Source organism: Pseudomonas sp. PLB05 (assembly GCF_021106615.1).
Classification (GTDB): domain Bacteria; phylum Pseudomonadota; class Gammaproteobacteria; order Pseudomonadales; family Pseudomonadaceae; genus Chryseomonas; species Chryseomonas benzopyrenica.
Genome location: NZ_JAJOHO010000002.1, coordinates 444223 through 460562, shown reverse-complemented (window position 1 = coordinate 460562; position 16340 = coordinate 444223). Strand labels below are relative to the sequence as shown.

At 66.8% G+C, this 16340-nt stretch carries 16 protein-coding genes; 4 read left to right on the top strand and 12 right to left on the bottom strand.

The features are described 5' to 3' along the window. The first annotated feature begins 88 nt into the window (after positions 1–88). Positions 89–2209, top strand: a complete 2121-nt coding sequence (locus tag LRS53_RS08810) for a putative bifunctional diguanylate cyclase/phosphodiesterase (protein ID WP_231355655.1) — start codon at positions 89–91, stop codon at positions 2207–2209. Between the two features lie 17 nt (positions 2210–2226). Here the strand turns inward: LRS53_RS08810 and LRS53_RS08805 are convergent, their stop codons facing one another. Then, on the bottom strand, positions 2227–2688 hold the full coding sequence (locus tag LRS53_RS08805; protein ID WP_231355654.1) for a YaiI/YqxD family protein: 462 nt from the start codon (positions 2686–2688) through the stop codon (positions 2227–2229). A gap of 101 nt (positions 2689–2789) precedes the next feature. Here LRS53_RS08805 and LRS53_RS08800 point away from each other — a divergent pair, with 101 nt between their 5' ends. Further along, positions 2790–3554 (top strand): SDR family NAD(P)-dependent oxidoreductase, encoded by a 765-nt coding sequence (locus tag LRS53_RS08800; RefSeq protein WP_231355653.1) that lies wholly within the window; start codon positions 2790–2792, stop codon positions 3552–3554. A gap of 9 nt (positions 3555–3563) precedes the next feature. Here the strand turns inward: LRS53_RS08800 and LRS53_RS08795 are convergent, their stop codons facing one another. The 3 genes from LRS53_RS08795 to LRS53_RS08785 are packed head-to-tail and all read right to left on the bottom strand — an operon-like array spanning position 3564 to position 6695. After that, positions 3564–4199: a LysE family transporter gene (locus LRS53_RS08795; RefSeq protein ID WP_231355652.1), complete on the bottom strand. Its 636-nt coding sequence runs from the start codon at positions 4197–4199 to the stop codon at positions 3564–3566. 4 nt (positions 4200–4203) lie between these two features. Then, complete coding sequence (locus tag LRS53_RS08790) at positions 4204–4782, bottom strand: mechanosensitive ion channel family protein (RefSeq protein ID WP_017639403.1); 579 nt, start codon at positions 4780–4782, stop codon at positions 4204–4206. After that, a complete protein-coding gene (locus LRS53_RS08785) occupies positions 4782–6695 on the bottom strand; it encodes an ATP-binding cassette domain-containing protein (RefSeq protein WP_231355651.1) in 1914 nt (637 codons plus the stop codon). Before LRS53_RS08785 ends, LRS53_RS08790 begins: the two co-directional genes overlap by 1 nt. A 47-nt stretch (positions 6696–6742) precedes the next feature. Between LRS53_RS08785 and LRS53_RS08780 the strand changes: the two genes are divergently transcribed. Then, on the top strand, positions 6743–7207 hold the full coding sequence (locus LRS53_RS08780) for a TIGR02444 family protein (protein ID WP_231355650.1): 465 nt from the start codon (positions 6743–6745) through the stop codon (positions 7205–7207). Here LRS53_RS08780 and LRS53_RS08775 read toward each other — a convergent pair. The 8 genes from LRS53_RS08775 to LRS53_RS08740 all read right to left on the bottom strand — a co-directional run bounded on the left by LRS53_RS08775 (position 7204) and on the right by LRS53_RS08740 (position 14562). Beyond that, complete coding sequence (locus LRS53_RS08775; protein WP_017639400.1) at positions 7204–7680, bottom strand: Rsd/AlgQ family anti-sigma factor; 477 nt, start codon at positions 7678–7680, stop codon at positions 7204–7206. The two genes, LRS53_RS08780 and LRS53_RS08775, sit on opposite strands and share 4 nt — an antisense overlap. Positions 7681–7984: 304 nt before the next feature. Beyond that, positions 7985–8470: a disulfide bond formation protein B gene (locus tag LRS53_RS08770; protein ID WP_017639399.1), complete on the bottom strand. Its 486-nt coding sequence runs from the start codon at positions 8468–8470 to the stop codon at positions 7985–7987. 88 nt (positions 8471–8558) lie between these two features. Further along, a complete protein-coding gene (locus LRS53_RS08765; protein WP_231355649.1) occupies positions 8559–9767 on the bottom strand; it encodes a heme biosynthesis HemY N-terminal domain-containing protein in 1209 nt (402 codons plus the stop codon). Continuing rightward, on the bottom strand, positions 9764–10930 hold the full coding sequence (locus LRS53_RS08760) for a uroporphyrinogen-III C-methyltransferase (protein ID WP_231355648.1): 1167 nt from the start codon (positions 10928–10930) through the stop codon (positions 9764–9766). Before LRS53_RS08760 ends, LRS53_RS08765 begins: the two co-directional genes overlap by 4 nt. A gap of 17 nt (positions 10931–10947) precedes the next feature. After that, positions 10948–11706 (bottom strand): uroporphyrinogen-III synthase, encoded by a 759-nt coding sequence (locus LRS53_RS08755; protein ID WP_231355647.1) that lies wholly within the window; start codon positions 11704–11706, stop codon positions 10948–10950. Then, complete coding sequence (gene hemC / locus LRS53_RS08750; protein WP_231355646.1) at positions 11703–12641, bottom strand: hydroxymethylbilane synthase; 939 nt, start codon at positions 12639–12641, stop codon at positions 11703–11705. The genes LRS53_RS08755 and hemC overlap by 4 nt, the downstream gene beginning before the upstream one ends. A 93-nt stretch (positions 12642–12734) precedes the next feature. Further along, the gene (locus tag LRS53_RS08745; protein ID WP_017639394.1) at positions 12735–13481 is read right to left on the bottom strand and encodes a LytR/AlgR family response regulator transcription factor; all 747 of its coding nucleotides are present in this window, start codon (positions 13479–13481) and stop codon (positions 12735–12737) included. A 4-nt stretch (positions 13482–13485) separates the two neighbouring features. Continuing rightward, complete coding sequence (locus tag LRS53_RS08740; RefSeq protein ID WP_017639393.1) at positions 13486–14562, bottom strand: sensor histidine kinase; 1077 nt, start codon at positions 14560–14562, stop codon at positions 13486–13488. A gap of 128 nt (positions 14563–14690) precedes the next feature. Between LRS53_RS08740 and argH the strand changes: the two genes are divergently transcribed. Beyond that, entirely contained in the window at positions 14691–16085 is a 1395-nt protein-coding gene (gene argH, locus LRS53_RS08735; RefSeq protein WP_017639392.1) for an argininosuccinate lyase, read from the top strand. Positions 16086–16340: the final 255 nt, after the last annotated feature.

Genomic DNA, 16340 nt, shown 5'->3' with positions numbered 1-16340 from the left:
GAAACCGGATTAAAGGCTCGGTCAGCGCTGCCGATGCCCTGAGCATCAACCTCTTTCAACGCCCCGTGCGGCAAGCTGGCGATCGAGCATGCTGAACTTCTCCACCTTGCTTCCCCCCGGCCATCAGATCCTGGCTGCCAACGAGTACGAAAGCGTACTCGTGGTCCTGTCGTACCTGATTGCCAGCGCCGCTGGCTATACCGCCCTGGCCATGGACGACTGGGTCACCAATAGCCGCTCCCGTCGCGGCAGCGAGCTGGCCAAACTGATCGGCGCCATCGCCCTGGGCGGCGGCATCTGGTCGATGCATTTCCTCGCCATGCTGTCGTTCAAGATCGGCATCCATGTGCACTACGCGCCGTGGCAGACCCTGGCCTCGTTGCTGATCGCCATCGCCGTGTCCTACACGGTCATGCATCTGATCGGGCGTGAATCCCTCACCGCACCTCAGTACCTGCTCGCCGCCCTGGCTGCCGGCCTGGGCATCGCGACCATGCACTACACCGGCATGCTGGCCATGCAATCGGTCGCCGTGCAGCTCTATGATCCGCTGCTGGTGGTGGTCTCGGTGATGATCGCCAGCCTCGCCTTCCTGGGCGCCCTGCTGCTGGCCTTCCGCCTGCGTGGCAGGACCGGTATCAGGACCTTCTGGCTGCGCCTGCTGGGCAGCCTGGTCCTGGGCTTCGCCATCGTCTCCATGCACTTCACCGGCATGGCCGCCCTGACCCTGGCCGTACCCATCGGCTTCGAACCCGACGGCTTGGCGGAAATGAACCAGCACCTGGAGCTGGGCATGGGCATCGCCTTCGGCACCCTGTTCATCATCATGGTCGGCCTGCTCGCGGCCTGGGCCGGCGAACGCTTCCATGCCCAGCGCCTGCGGCTGGAGCGGGTCTCGACCACCCTCGACCAGATCACCCTGCACGATCCCCTCACCCACCTGCTTAACGGCGGCAGCTTCATCCAGACCGTCGACCGGACCATCGGCCAGGCCCGCACCGGTGAGCAATTCGCCCTGCTGATGCTCGACATCGACCACTTCAAGCGTATCAACGACAGTCTCGGCCATGCCCTGGGCGATGAACTGCTGATCCAGATGGCGCAGCGGATCCGCGCGGTCCTCGACAACGACCTGCCACTGGCCCGCTATGCCGGTGACGAATTCAGCCTGCTGCTGCCCCTCGGCCAGCGCGGCGACAGCCAGCCTCTGGCCATGCGCCTGCTGGAGCAGTTGCGACCGCCCTTCGAGCTGGCTGGACAGCGTATCGCCATGACCTTCAGCCTGGGTATCGCCCACTATCCCCAGGACGGTGCCAATGCCGGCCAGTTGCTGCGCAGTGCGGGCCTTGCGGTCGGCCATTGCAAGCGCAGCGGGCGCAATCGCAGCCAGAGATTCACCACCGAACTCCAGCGCGATGCCGACGACCTGCTCAGCCTGGAGATGGACCTGCGCCATGCCCTGAGCCAGGGCGGCCTGCATGTGGCCTATCAGCCCATCGTCGATCCCGCCGGTGCTCCGGTGGCCCTGGAGGCCCTGGTCCGCTGGCAGCATCCGGTGCTGGGTCCGCTAAGTCCCGAGCGCTTCGTCCGCGTCGCCGAGGAAACCGGCTTGATCGCCGACCTGGATGGCTGGGTGATGCGCCAGGCCTGCGCCGATTTGGCCCAGCTGCATCGCGAAGGCCATGCGGCCCTACGGGTATCGGTAAATTGCTCGGCGCTGAATCTGAGCGATCGGCTACTGCCTCAAGCCATTGCCCGAACGCTACAGGCCGAGGATCTGCCGGCATCGGCGCTGATCCTAGAGGTGACCGAGAATGCGCTGATGCACAGCCTCAACGTCGCCGTTGAGGTGCTCAACGAAATCCGTACCCTGGGCGTGCGGGTGTCCATCGACGATTTCGGCAGCGGCTATTCGTCCCTGGCCTACCTGAGCCGGCTGCCCGTGGACTCGCTCAAGGTGGATCGCGCCTTCGTCCGCACCATTCCCAAGCAGAGCAACGACATGGCCATCGCCGCGGCGATCATCGCCATGGCCCACAAGCTGGGCCTCAATGTCGTCGCCGAAGGGGTGGAAACCGTCGAGCAACGCCAGTTCCTGCAGGCCAATGACTGCAACTTCATGCAGGGCTACCTGTTCGGACGACCCATGCCGTTGCCGCACTTGCGCACCTGGCTGCAGCAATCCGCCATTGCGTCCGTGCCGGCCTAGCCGGCTGCAGATCGCAGCTAGCCCGCGACGTTGCGCTGGAGGCGGGTGATCAGCCGATCCAGGGCATTGGCGAAGGCCTGGCGATCACGCTCACCATAGCCGGCCTGGCCCCCACCCATCTGCCCTTGGTCGCGTAGATCGGTCATCAGATTACGCATGGCCAGGCGCTGGCCCATGTTGCGCTCATCGAATTCCTGGCCACGCGGATCGAGGGCGACCACACCCTTCTTCACCAGCCGATCGGCCAGGGGGATGTCGCTGCAGATCACCAGGTCACCCGGCTGCGCCTGCTCGACCAGGTGGTCGTCGGCGGCATCCGGTCCACTGGGGACCACCACCAGGCGTACGCAGGCGAACGGCGGCTTGATCTGCGGCTGACCGGCCACCAGCACCACCTCCAGCTTGCGCTTGAGGGCGAATTTGCAGACCAGCTCCTTGGCGGCGCGTGGACAGGCATCGGCATCGATCCACAGGATCACGAGGGATTTCTCCGGTAAAAGCCCAGGATACCGCGCCGCGGCGACGCACCCCAGCGCAGCGGTGCGGTCGGACAGGGATAGCGATCGGATTGGAGCTCCCCATGACCTTCTGGCAACGCCTGGAGCGACCTGCCCAGGCGCTGGTGTATGGCGCCACCGGCGGCCTTGGCCTGGCCCTGTGCGAGCAGCTGCTGGCCCGCGACGACGTCGCGCGGGTCTGGGCCTGCGCGCGCCACGCCGAGACTCATGAAGCCCTGGCCGCACTGGCACGGCGACATGGCCCGCGGCTGCGGCGGCTCGACCTCGATCCGTTGGCCGCAACCGACGTGGCGGCCCGGCTGGCGGCCGAGACGCCACGCCTGGATCTGCTGCTGTGCGCCTCTGGGCTGCTGCAGGGCGAGCGGGCGCGTGCCGAGAAGAGCCTGGCACAGGTGGACCAGGCCGGCCTTCTGGAAAGCTATCTGGCCAATGCCGTACTGCCGCTGCTGCTGATCCGCCAGTTGACGCCGCTGCTCAAGGGTCAGCACCCCTGTCAGATCGCGGCACTCTCGGCACGGGTCGGCTCCATCGGCGACAATCATCTGGGTGGCTGGTATGGCTACCGGATGGCCAAGGCCGCGCTCAACCAGGGACTGCGCTGCGCCAGCATCGAACTCGCCCGGCTCAACCCCCAGAGTTGCGTGCTGGCCCTGCACCCCGGCACCACCGACACGGCCTTGTCCCGCCCTTTCCAGGCGCGGGTACCGGTCGACAAGCTGTTCACGCCCGCCTATGCGGCCGAGCGACTGCTGGAGGTGCTGGCCGCGCGCGCGCCGGCCGAAACCGGCAGTTTCTGGGATTGGCAGGGGCACCCGGTAGTCTGGTAGCGCCTGGCTTCACACCGCGGCGCGGCGCACCGTGGACAGCAACGCTGCGGCGGCCAGGAACAGGCTGGCGAAGACCCGATTGGTCAGACGTTGCTGGCGCGGGGTGCGCAGCAGGGTCAATACCCGGGCGGCGAGGCCCGTGTAGCCGGCCATGACGATCAGGTCGACGGTGACCATGGTCGCCCCGATGATCAGGTACTGCGCGGCCAGGGGCGCCTGGGGATCGACGAATTGCGGCAATACCGCGAGCAGGAAGATCAGCGCCTTGGGGTTGCTCACGTTGACCAGGAACCCGCGCATGACCAGGGCGCTGATACGCGGTGGCAGACGTTCGCCGACCACCTGCTCGCCCAGGTCCAGCGGCGCCGCGCGCCATTGGCGGATGGCCAGGTAGGCGAGATAGAGCACCCCGAAACTCTTGATCAGGGTGAAGGCCAGCTGCGAGGTCGCCAGCAAGGCGCCGACGCCCACGGCGACCACGGCGATCTGCAGGGCCAGCCCTAGCTGCAGGCCCAGCGCCGTCCAGTAGCCGCGCCGGAAACCGTGGTTGACGCCCGCGCTCATGGAGGCGACGGCGCCTGCACCTGGCGAGAGGCTGATCATCCAGCAGGCGATGAAGAAACCGGTCCAGACCTGCAGACTCATGGGTTCACCTGTCGAGATGGAAATCGAAGGAGCCATCGGCATCGCGCCAGCGGCGTACCGACTTCTGGAAGAACTGGGTGTTGGGAATCTGCACCAGGGCGCCCTCCTGGTTGTCGTCCAGTTCCTGCAAGGTCACGAAGAGCATGTTGATGGCCACCACCCGGCCCTTGATGCCGGGCTTGTCCGAGGCGTCCAGCACCTCGATGCGATCACCCAGGCGGAAGGGTCCGACGGTAAAGATCAGCACTGCGCAGAACAGGTTGGAGAGCACGCTCCAGATGGCGAAGAAGGCCACCGCGGCCACGGCGACGAAACCGGAAATGGCCGTCCAGAGCACCGCCGCGGACACCCCGAAGCGCTCCAGGGCCATGAGGATGGCGCTGCCCATGATCAACCAGCGCAGGGTCCCGCGCAGCCCCAGGACGATCTGCGGCGGCAGCGGATAGCGCTCGCCCAGGCCGGTGACCGTGCGGGCCACGATGCGCTGCAGCACGTAGCCGATCAGCAGCACCAGGGCGACCTGACCGGCCACCAGCAGGTAGTCGCCCCAACCCGGTAGCCAGGTGTGCAGCCACTCGATCATCAGGCCCCCTCGAGTTCGGCTTGCAGGCTTTCCAGCCGTTCCAAGGCCTCCAGCCATTGTTCTTCCAGCTCGGCCTCGCGGTTCTTGGCGGCGGCCTGATCGGCCAGCGCTTGGCGCAGCTCCTCCTTGCGCGCGGCGTCATAGAGGCCGCTGTCACCCAACCGAGCTTCCAGGGCGGCGAGTTTTTCCTGCAGCTTGCCGAGTTCGGCTTCCAGCTTGTCGGCGGTCTTCTTCAGGGGGGCCAGCTGCTGGCGCAGGGCCGCGGCGGCCTGGCGCTGGGCCTTGCGATCGGTCTTGTCGACCGCAGCGCCCTCGCCGGTAGCGAGGCCTGGCTCCTGACGAGCGCGGAAATCCACCAGCCAGCGACTGTAGTCGTCCAGATCGCCGTCGAAGGCCTGCACCTTGCCATCGGCCACCAGCAGGAATTCGTCGGTGGTGCTCTTGAGCAGGTGACGGTCGTGGGAGACCACCAGCACCGCCCCGGCGAATTCCTGCAGGGCCAGGGTCAGGGCCAGGCGCATGTCCAGGTCCAGGTGGTTGGTGGGCTCGTCCAGCAGCAGCAGGTTGGGCTTCTGCCAGGCGATCAGCGCCAGGGCCAGGCGCGCCTTCTCGCCACCGGAGAAATTCAGCACCGCCTCGTCGCAGCGCGGCCCGCGGAAATCGAAGCCGCCGAGGAAATCGCGCAGACTCTGCTCGCGCTCGCCGGGGGCGATGCGCTGCAGGTGCAGCAGCGGACTGGCCTTGACGTCCAGCGAATCGAGCTGATGCTGGGCGAAATAGCCGATGGCCAGGTTCTCACCACGCTGCAGCCGGCCGCCGAGGGGTTCGAGTTCCGCGGCCAGGGTCTTGATCAGGGTCGACTTGCCGGCGCCATTGGGGCCGAGCAGGCCGATCCGTGCGCCCGGCGTCAGTTGCAGCTTGACCGGATGCAGGATGGTGGTCTCGCCGTAGCCGAGCCGACCCTCGGCCAGGTCGAGCAGTGGGCTGGACAGCTTGTCCGCCTCGCGGAAGACGAACTCGAAGGGCGAGTCGACATGGGCCGGCGCCAGCTCTTCGAGACGCTCCAGGGCCTTGATCCGGCTCTGTGCCTGGCGCGCCTTGGTCGCTTGGGCCTTGAAGCGGGCGATGTACTTCTCCATGTGGGCGCGCTGGGCCTGCTGCTTGTCGTAGGCCTGCTGCTGCTGCGCCAGGCGTTCGGCGCGGGTGCGCTCGAAGCTGGAATAGCCGCCGCGATAGAGCACCAGTTTCTGCTGGTCCAGGTGCACCACATGATCGACCACGGCATCGAGGAAGTCGCGGTCGTGGGAGATCAGGATCAGGGTGCCGGGATAGCCCTGGAGCCAGTCTTCCAGCCAGAGGATGGCGTCCAGATCCAGGTGGTTGGTGGGTTCGTCCAGCAGCAGGAGGTCCGAGGGGCACATCAGCGCCTGGGCCAGGTTCAGGCGCATCCGCCAGCCCCCGGAGAAGTCGCCGACCTGGCGCTCCATCTGTGCGGCGGTGAAGCCCAGACCGGCCAGCAGCTTGCGCGCCCGGGCATCGGCGGTATAGCCGTCGGCGGCCTCGAAGTCGGCATGCAGCCGGCCGAGGGCGTTGCCGTCCTGGGCGGCTTCGGCCGCCGCCAGCTCGCGCTGAATGCGGCGCAGGTCGATGTCACCGTCCAGCACATAGTCCACCGCCAGCCGCTCCAGGGTATCCACCTCCTGGCGCATGTGGGCGATGCGCCAGGCCGCCGGAATGTGGCAGTCGCCGGCGTCGGCCCCGAGCTGCCCACGCAGGAGGGCGAAGAGACTGGATTTGCCGGCGCCATTGGCACCGATCAGACCGGCTTTCTGGCCGGGATGCAGGGTCAGCTCAGCGCTTTCGAGCAGACGCTGTGGACCACGCTGTAGAGTAAGGTTCTGTAGTCGGATCATGGCGGCGGAGTGTAGCAGCTCCACCACCCACGAATGGGGAGGCGGACATGCAAGAGGACCTGTGGGAATTCGCGTTGGCAGTATACGCCCGGCCCGGCGTGGAAGGCGCCTGTTTGCGTCTGCAGGAAGCCGGTGCCGATGTCTGCCTGGTGCTGACGGCGCTTTGGCTGGATCGGCGCGCCTGCGCCCTGGATGCCCAGGGGCTGACCCGGCTGCAGCGGGCCTCGCAGCACTGGCAGGACACGGTGGTGCGCCCCCTGCGCCAGTTGCGGCAGGCCTGGAAGGCGCCGTCCGGCGCCGACGAACGCCTGGCGGCGCTGCGCGAACAGCTCAAGGGATTGGAATTGGCCGCGGAGCGTGAACAGCTCGCCCGCCTGGCGCGACTGGCCGGACATTGGCCGTGCCGCGATGCGCAGGACTCAAGGGGCTGGCTGCATGCACTGGCACCGCGCGAGGCAGTGCCAGCGGACCTCGACCTGCTGGCCGAGGCGGCACGAGCGATCCGGGTCTAGACTGACGCCAGCCGCGGTTGCTGGTGCGAGGTGTGCAGCACCTCGATCAGGCAGTCTTCCAGCTCGAAGCGCTCGCGCAGGGTTTCACCCAACAGCTTGAGTTCGATGGTCAGCAGACCCGGGTCCCGATAGGCCCCGCGCTCGAATCTGTCGTTGAAGTTCAGCGCGGCGTCGGTCAGGGCCTGCAGGCGCGGATAGACGCTGTCGGCGAACTCGATGGCGCGCTCGTCCTGGAATTCCCGGGCTTCGGCCACCAGTTGCTCGTAGATCTCGAAATGCGCGGTGGACATGTAGTCGACCAGCATGTCGCAGAGCCGCTCCAGTTCGCTCACCTCGCGTACCGGTGCCAGCAGGGGCTCCATGTCCAGGGTTTCATAAGCGGTCACCAGCTCGCGGCGGGCAATCAGCCAGCGGTCGATCAGCTGGTGGACCCCACCCCAGCGTTCCTGGGCATTGCGGCAGGTTTCTAGCATGACGGCAGCTCTCTATGCGGGCGAAACGATCCGGGCGCAGGCACCCGGCTGTTATCAGGAACTATACCGACATCGTCCCGCCAGGCGAGTGCCGTTGCTCGGAGAAAGGCCTGGTGTGGTGTTTCAGAAGTTACCTACACAATTTTGGCGGCGCTTTTTCTCCGCAGCGGCGGACCGCCTTGGACGTCGTTGCCACTCCTCGTCATAGCCCTGCTATGACTCGTCCCGGCGCCTAGTCCATTCGGGGCGCCGAACCGAACAAAAATCACTCGCCAACTCTTGCGCGAACTTCAGAAACACCACACTAGCGACGGCGGAAGATCTTGATCAGGCTCAAGGCCATGAGCACCACGAAGGCCAGCAGGCTCCATTCCGGGATGCTCAGGCCGAACAGCGTCCAGTTGACCTCGGCGCAGTCGGCGGTGCCGTGCAGAACCAGGCGGATGATCTCCTGGAAGGGCAGTGCCTGCATCATGTAGTCCAGGCTTGGCAGGCAAGCCGCCAGCTCTTCCGCCGGTACCGTCTGCAGATAGACCTGGCGACCCGCGGTGGCGGCGCCGGCCGCGGCCAGCAGCAGTAGGACCACGCCATAGATGCGCCGCCCACGCTTGCCGGGCGCCTGGATGCCCGCGATCAGCGCCACCACCCCGACCAGGATGAAGAAGATCCGCTGCACGACGCACAGCGGGCAGGGCTCGAGGCCGACCACGTGTTCAAGATAGAGACCGACACCCATGAGCACCGCACAGGTGGCGGCCATGAACAGAAAGATGAAGCGGGGACTATTCACGGACGCGCCGTCTCCAGCAAGGAATTGGGACGTTACGGTAGTGAAAGCCCGGGCACCTTTCAAGGACCCGGGTAGACGAGACGCGCCGTCAGACCCTGGGGGTCGGCAGCGACGTGGCATCCGACTCGCGCCATTGACTCTGCAGGAGCTGCTGACTGCGGTTCACATCGCCAAGCTGGATGGCCACCCGGGCCAGTTCGCCGGCGGTAACGGCAGACGGCCGCTGCGCCAGGCTGCGCTCCAGGTACTCCCGCGCCTTGCCCCACAGCTGGTTGTTCATGCACAGCCGCCCCAGGGCCAGCAGCAGCACCGGATCCTGGGGCCGATCCTTGAGCCAGCCTTCGGCATGGTGCAGCGGCCGGCTGGCGTCACGGGGACGCAATTGGCCATAGAGTTCGACCAGACGCTCGTCCCACTGGCGATTGAGGGTGATGTGCAAGACCTCTTCGGCCAGATCGTCGCGGCCGATGGCACGCAGCTGACGGGCATAGGCCAGCACCACCGAGGCATCACCCTTGAGCGCCGTCGGTACCTGCTGCCACTTGGCATCTACCGCCGATTCCGCGCCCTGGGCGGGGACCTCGTCGAGGGTGGCGATCCAGACCTTGCGTTCCAGGTCGTCCTGCTCCTGGGGCCGCAAGACCTGCTGCTTGCGCAGCTGCGGCAACAGGGCGATCAACGCCGGCCAGTCGCGCAGGGTCACCTGCAGGCGCTGCAGTTGCAGCAGCACCTCGCCATTCTTCGGATACTTGGCCTGCAACGGCGCCAGGCTGTCGCGGGCTTCCAGGTACTGGCCACGATCGATTTGCAGCCGGGCCTGCTGCAGGCCGATGGCCAGGTCGGCCTGGGGCTCACGCTCACGGGCCTGGCGCAGCAGGCGATCGCGCTCTTCCAGGTCGCCGAGTTCATTGGCGGCGCGGGCCGCGCCCAGCAGCACGAACAGCGGCTGGTCGGCGTGCTCGGCAGCGCCCTTCAGGTGCTTGAGCGCGCCGCTCCAGTTGCCTTCGGCCAGTTCCAGCTGGCCCTTGTGGCGCGCCTGCTCCAGACGGCGTTGGCGGTTGTGCCGCGACCAGGGGTTGAGTACCTTGCCGGTCAGGCCCAGGGCGCCCAGCACCAGCTTGAGGATGTAGAGCGCCAGCCAGACCGCCACCAGCAGGGCCAGAAAGGCCCAGAGACTCGATTCGTAGCGGAAGTTGCTGTAGGACAGCAGCACGTAGCCCGGCTCCTTGGCCAGCACCACGGCAACGCCCAGGCCGACGAGCAGGGCGAACAGGAACAGCAGGTACAGGCGCTTCATGGGCGATTCTCCTGAGCCGCGCCGGCGGCGGCATTGTTCGGCTGGATTTGCTGACGTTGCGCGATGTAGGCCTGCAGCGCGGTCAAGGCCGGCGTCAGGTCAGGCGCTTCGAAGGTGACCGGCCGCTCGGCCAGCTCCTGCAGGCGCAGCTTGACCGCACGGCTGTCGGGATTCTGGTTGTTGAAGTGGGCGGCGAGGACGTCTTCGGCCTGCTCGATGGCGAGTCGATAGACCTCCTGATTGCCGTTGAGCACGGCCCACTGCGCCTGCTCCAGTGCCAGGCTCATGGCAAGGCGCACCTGGGCCAGGGACTCCTCGGCCAGCAGCGGACGGATCGGCTGGTCGGCGGAAAAGTCGATGCGGAAATAGCTGGAGATGCGCTGGCGGAAATCCTGCCACCATTGCTGCAGGGCGTTGCTTGGCGGAACCGCGGCCTTTTCCACGCCAGGCTGGTCGGCCACGGTGGTGGAGAAGCGCGGCGGCAGGGGCTCCAGGCTCTGCACCTGGTTGCGCAGCGAGGCCAACTGGACGAACTGTCCGGTACGATCCAGATCAGGCAACTGACGCAGGGTCTGCTGGGCATTGGCCACCTGCTGGCGCGCGTTGAAGGCGGCCGGATCGTTTTGCGCCTTGAGGATGTCATCGACGCCCTGCAGCAGATTCTGGGCGCTGGGCACATCCTGCAGCGCGACCATGCGCAGAGTCGCCATGCGCAGCAGGTGCTCGGCTTCGGTCAGGCGCCAGGCCTGGCGACTCTGGCCGACCACCTCCTTGAACTGCTCGGCGAGGTGCTGCTGATCGCCCTGCAGGGCGCCCAACTGACGGCGACGCTCTTCCAGCTCGTCGGCCGAAGGCAGACGCCCCAGATCGGCACTCAAGGCCTGGTTGCGCATTTCCAGCTGGCGCAGCTGGCTGCGCAGATCCTCGGCCTGGGCGGCCTGGCCCTGCTCGGCCTGCCGCACCTGCTGCAGTTGCCAGACGCTCCAGCCACCGACACCCAGGCCACCGGCGGCTACCAGCAGGGCCAGCAGCGCCAGACCGGACGCCTTGCCCGACCCCTTGCGGCGCGCACCCGTCGGAGGGGGGGGCGGCGGCGGCGAGGCGGAAGTCACGACTGGATCAGGAGAGACGTCGTCGGCGCGGGGGGCTTGAGTTTCGCTCACGGGAATTCCTTGTAGGGTCAATCCGGATGGTGATGGGCAAGCGCGGTGATCAAGGCGCTGGCGCTGGCGCCCTGGCACTCGATGATGAGTTCACAGCCGCTGGCGCGAGCCAGTTCGGCCACACGGGCGCTGGGTACCAGCAGGGGATAACGGCGCACCGCGGGCCAGTCCGCACCCGCACAGGCCTGCAGATGCGCGAAACCCTGCCCACTGCTGACCATGATGGCATTCAGGCGTTCCGCTGCCAGGGTCTCTAGAACCTGCCCTGCCGGGTACTCCGGGCACTGGCGGCGATAGAGTTCGAGTACCTCGACGCGCGCGCCGCGGGCGGTGAGGGTTTCGACCAGCAGATCACGGCCGCCCTCCCCGCGCAGGAGCAGCACCTCGGGTTCCGGGCGCTGCAGGGCTTCCTGCAAGGCCGGCAGCGCCAGCAGGCCTTCGCTGTCTTCGCGCTGGGGATGATGCACCTGCAGTCCATAGTCTTCGAGCACGGCGGCAGTGGCCGCGCCCACGGCGAACCAGGCCTGCAACGGGGGTTGCGGCCAGTAGCGGTCCAGGGCGGCGAGCCCCAGGCGAGCGGCCGGCTTGCTCACCACCAGCACGGCAGCATAGCGGTCCAGATCGAGCCAGAGGGTGCGCTGCTCGGGGGTTTCCGCCAGCGGCTGGAGTTCCAGCAGCGGCAAACTGGCACTGGCGATGTCCGCCGCGGCCAGGGCAATGGCCAGGGGTGGATTCTCCTCCGCCGGCCGGGTCAGGAGCAGGCGCCAGCCGCTCATGACGCGCCGGAGGCCCCGTAAACGGCGTCGAGAATGTCCTGGGCGCCCTGGGCCAGCAGGTCTTCGGCCACGGCTACACCGAGACCGGCCGGATCGTTGACGGGACCACGGGCTTCGGCACGCAGCAGCAGACCGCCATTGGGCTGGCCGACCAGCCCACGCAACCAGAGCAGCTCGCCTTCCTGCACGGCATAGCAGGCGATGGGCACCTGGCAGCCGCCGTTGAGGCGACGATTCAGGGCGCGTTCCGCAGCGACTCGGCGCTCGGTGTCGAAATGGTGCAGGGGTTCGAGCAAGGCATGGACCTCGGCATCGTCGGTGCGGCATTCGATGCCCACAGCACCCTGGCCACCCGCGGGCAGGCTGTCTTCGACGGTCAGGGATTCGCGGATGCGCTCGGCGAAGCCCAGGCGGATTAGGCCGGCGGCGGCCAGGATGATGGCGTCATAGTCGCCGGCGTCGAGCTTGGCCAGGCGGGTATTGACGTTACCGCGCAGGAAGCGGATCTCCAGGTCCGGCCGCAGGGCCAGCAACTGGGCCTGGCGTCTCAGGCTGGAGGTACCGACTACGCTGCCCTGGGGCAGATCGGCGAGTCGCGCATAGCGATTGGAGACGAAGGCGTCGCGTGGGTCTTCCCGCTCGCAGATGGCGTATAGCCCAAGGCCCGCAGGAAATTCCATGGGCACGTCCTTCATGGAGTGCACGGCGATGTCGGCGCTACCGTCGAGCAGGGCGTTTTCCAGCTCCTTGACGAACAGACCCTTGCCGCCGATCTTGGCCAGCGGCGCGTCGAGCAGCTTGTCGCCGCGACTGGTCATGGGCAGCAGGCTCACCCGCAATCCCGGATGCGCCGCTTCGAGGCGGGCTTTCACATAGTCGGCTTGCCACAGTGCCAGGGCACTCTGGCGCGTGGCGATACGGATTTCGCGGAGCATGGGCATTACCGGCACGTCAGATTGCCGGCCATGATAGCAGGTCGACCGGCGCCCCTCCCCCGCTACGCGCCAGTCATCGACCCGGAAGCGACGTCAGATGCTGTGCATCAGGCGGCGCACACCGGCCACATGGCGGCGGCTGACGGTCAGGGCATCGCCGTTCATGCCCTTGAGGAACAGCTGGAAGTGGCCCAGAGGGGTGCGCTGCAGACGCTCGATGCGCTCGCGGGAGACCAGCGCATTGCGGTGGATACGCACGAAGCGCTCGCCGAATTCGTCTTCCAACGCCTTGAGCGGCTCATCCAGCAGCACCTCGCCGCCGGAGTGTCTCAGGGTCACATATTTGTGGTCGGCGATGAAATAAACCACGTCGTCCAGCGGAATCAGCTCGATACCCTTACGGGTCCGGGCGCTGATATGGCTGCGCGGCCCCGGACCACCGCTGGCCGGCGGCTTGGTCAGGGCGGCAAGCTGCATCCGGTTCGGACGCTGGGCCTTGCCCAAGGCGGCAGCCAGGTCTTCCTGGCGCACCGGCTTGACCAGATAGCCAACGGCACTCACCTGGAAGGCGTCGAGCGCGTATTCATCGTGAGCGGTCACGAAGATCACTGCGGGCGGCGATTCGCGCTCGCAGAGTCGCGCGGCCACCTGCAAACCGTCCAGACCCGGCATGCGGATGTCGAGCAGGACGATGTCAGGCTTGAGGTTTTCGACCAAAGCGAGGGCTTCCTCACCGTTGGTGGCTGTTGGCTCCAGGGCGGTATAACCGTCCAGTTGCCCCACCAGACGGGCCAGACGCTCGCGCGCCAAGGGTTCGTCATCGACGATCAGGACATTCATAAGCTCAGGCTTCCCGCATGAGTCGCTCGCATGGATAGCGAAGAGACGTTGTATGCCGCTGGTCGCGGCGTTCGATTTTGAGACTCGCAGCTGGTCCGAAAAGTGCCGTTAATCGCGCCTCGATATTGCTCAAAGCTTGACGAGTACCCTTTGGCGGGCGGGGCTGCTGCTCCACCTCGGGATCGTAGGGGTTACTGATCACCAGTTCGAACACCCCTTCTCGGTAGGTGGCGAAGATGGTTACCAAACCGCCTTCGATACGCGGCGCGACGCCGTAGATCAGGGCGTTTTCCAGCAGCGGCTGCAGAGTCAATTGGGGAATCGGCAGATCCGCCGGCACTCCGTCCACGTCCCACTGCAGTTGCAGGCGATCACCCAGGCGCAGGCGTTCGATCTCCAGGTAGCGGCGCGACAGCTCCAGCTCCTGGGACCAGCGCACCTTGGTGCCGGGCTGGGCCAGGCTGGCACGGAACAGGGCCGAGAGGTCCAGCACCGCGCGCTCGGCCTTGTCCGCATCCAGGGCGATGAGACTGGCGATGCTGTTCAGGCTATTGAACAGGAAGTGCGGACGGATGCGCGCCTGCAGGGACTCGATACGCGCGTGCAGTTCGGCCTGCTGCTGGCGGCGCCACTGGCTCTGCAGCCAGAAGTAGCGCAGCAGCAGCATGGACATGATCAGGGCGATCAGTGCATGGCGCATGTACAGCCGCACCTCGCCGGTCCGCTGCAGCGGACCGGCCAGTTGCAGCCAGTCGGCCACCAGGGTGCAGAGCAGGGTCAGGGCCACCACGATGGCGCAGCAGAAGCCGCCAGCCACCACCGGGCGATGCCGCGCGAGCCAGGGCCGCAGGCGACAGAGCAGCGCCGCCGACAGCAGCACGATCCACTGCACGAACAGCGACACCAGCGCCAGCCGGATCCAGTTGAACTGCAGGGTGAAGGGCTCCGCCAGGACCAGCACCAGCACCAGCAGCTCGGCCAGCACCACCAGCACGAGCAGGGCTTCCGGTTCGCAGAGCGCCGGGACGAAGAAATCGTCGACCTTGACCGGCCGAGGGGTTTTGCGGCGTTCGAGTATCATGGAGCCAGTGTGGGTCAGATACCACTCGTCGGCAAGTCGGCTCCGTTGAATCGGGCCGGAACCCGCTCAGGACTGCTATCATCGGCCCCCTCTCACTTCCACCGACAAGCCCAGCAGCAGGCCGATCCATGAGCAGCGAAAAAACCAACCAGTCCTGGGGCGGACGCTTCAGCGAACCCGTCGACGCCTTCGTCGCCCGCTTCACCGCTTCGGTGGACTTCGACAAGCGCCTCTACCGCCACGACATCCTCGGCAGCCAGGCCCATGCGCGCATGCTGACCCAGGCCGGCGTGCTCAGCGAAGCCGAGCGCGACGCCATCGTCGCAGGGCTGGACGAGATCCGCCGCGAGATCGAGGCCGGTACCTTCGAGTGGCGCGTCGATCTGGAAGACGTGCACATGAACATCGAGGCGCGCCTGACCGAGCGCCTGGGCGTGGTCGGCAAGAAGCTGCACACCGGCCGCAGCCGTAATGACCAGGTGGCCACCGACATCCGCCTCTGGCTGCGCGACGAGATCGACGCCATCCTCGTCGAGCTGAATCGCCTGCAGGCCGGCCTGCTGCAACTGGCCGAGACCGAAGCCGACACCATCATGCCCGGTTTCACCCACCTGCAGACCGCCCAGCCGGTGACCTTCGGCCACCACCTGCTGGCCTGGTTCGAGATGCTTTCCCGCGACCACGAGCGCCTGGTCGACTGCCGCAAGCGCGTCAATCGCATGCCCCTGGGCAGCGCGGCCCTGGCCGGCACCACCTACCCCATCCAGCGCCAGGTCACCTGCGAGCTGCTGGGCTTCGAGGCCATCGGTGGCAACTCCCTGGATGGCGTCTCGGATCGCGACTTCGCCATCGAATTCTGCGCCGCCGCCTCCCTGGCGATGATGCACCTGTCGCGCTTTTCCGAAGAGCTGGTGCTCTGGACCAGCGCCCAGTTCCAGTTCATCGACCTGCCCGATCGCTTCTGCACCGGCTCCTCGATCATGCCGCAGAAGAAGAATCCCGACGTTCCCGAACTGGTACGCGGCAAGACTGGCCGGGTGTTTGGCGCCCTTACCGGCCTGCTGACCCTGATGAAGGGGCAGCCGCTGGCCTACAACAAGGACAACCAGGAAGACAAGGAACCCCTGTTCGACGCCGCCGATACCCTACGAGACTCCCTGCGGGCCTTCGCCGACATGGTCCCGGCCATCAAGCCCAAGCGCGAGATCATGCGCGAGGCAGCGCGTCGCGGCTTCTCCACCGCTACCGACCTTGCCGACTATCTGGTGCGCAAGGGCCTGCCGTTCCGCGATTGCCACGAGATCGTCGGCCATGCGGTGAAGTACGGCGTGGATAGCGGCAAGGACCTGGCCGAGATGAGCCTGGACGAACTGCGTCGCTTCAGCGATCAGATCGAGCAGGACGTCTTCGCCGTCCTGACCCTGGAAGGCTCGGTCAATGCCCGCGACCACATCGGTGGCACCGCACCGGCCCAGGTCCGCGCCGCCGTGAAGCGCGGCCGCGAGCTGCTGGCCAAGCGCTGAAAGCTGTCTTGCGCTCCCCACCGCCTCTCAGCGGTGGTTGCCCGGGAGCAGGCAAGCCGTCCATCGGACGGCTCTGCCTGACGGAGAGCCAGGCCGTATGGCCTTGGTAGCACTGTGCCCGCCTGCAATCCGTCTACGACAGGGCTCTCTGGCTGAAGGCCTTGGCAGGCCGCTAAGCGGCCGCCGACCAGCCGTCGATAGGCACGACCACCGGCACTCAGGACAGTGACCAGGCCGCCGATACTGGAGACTTGA

Coding starts and splice junctions, on each gene's coding strand:
- LRS53_RS08780 (WP_231355650.1), top strand. CDS start 6,743: ATGCAAGAGGACCTGTGGGAATTCGCGTTGGCAGTATACGCCCGGCCC.
- LRS53_RS08785 (WP_231355651.1), bottom strand. CDS start 6,695: ATGATCCGACTACAGAACCTTACTCTACAGCGTGGTCCACAGCGTCTG.
- LRS53_RS08810 (WP_231355655.1), top strand. CDS start 89: ATGCTGAACTTCTCCACCTTGCTTCCCCCCGGCCATCAGATCCTGGCT.
- LRS53_RS08765 (WP_231355649.1), bottom strand. CDS start 9,767: ATGAAGCGCCTGTACCTGCTGTTCCTGTTCGCCCTGCTCGTCGGCCTG.
- hemC (WP_231355646.1), bottom strand. CDS start 12,641: ATGCTCCGCGAAATCCGTATCGCCACGCGCCAGAGTGCCCTGGCACTG.
- argH (WP_017639392.1), top strand. CDS start 14,691: ATGAGCAGCGAAAAAACCAACCAGTCCTGGGGCGGACGCTTCAGCGAA.
- LRS53_RS08800 (WP_231355653.1), top strand. CDS start 2,790: ATGACCTTCTGGCAACGCCTGGAGCGACCTGCCCAGGCGCTGGTGTAT.
- LRS53_RS08740 (WP_017639393.1), bottom strand. CDS start 14,562: ATGATACTCGAACGCCGCAAAACCCCTCGGCCGGTCAAGGTCGACGAT.
- LRS53_RS08755 (WP_231355647.1), bottom strand. CDS start 11,706: ATGAGCGGCTGGCGCCTGCTCCTGACCCGGCCGGCGGAGGAGAATCCA.
- LRS53_RS08795 (WP_231355652.1), bottom strand. CDS start 4,199: ATGAGTCTGCAGGTCTGGACCGGTTTCTTCATCGCCTGCTGGATGATC.
- LRS53_RS08745 (WP_017639394.1), bottom strand. CDS start 13,481: ATGAATGTCCTGATCGTCGATGACGAACCCTTGGCGCGCGAGCGTCTG.
- LRS53_RS08775 (WP_017639400.1), bottom strand. CDS start 7,680: ATGCTAGAAACCTGCCGCAATGCCCAGGAACGCTGGGGTGGGGTCCAC.
- LRS53_RS08790 (WP_017639403.1), bottom strand. CDS start 4,782: ATGATCGAGTGGCTGCACACCTGGCTACCGGGTTGGGGCGACTACCTG.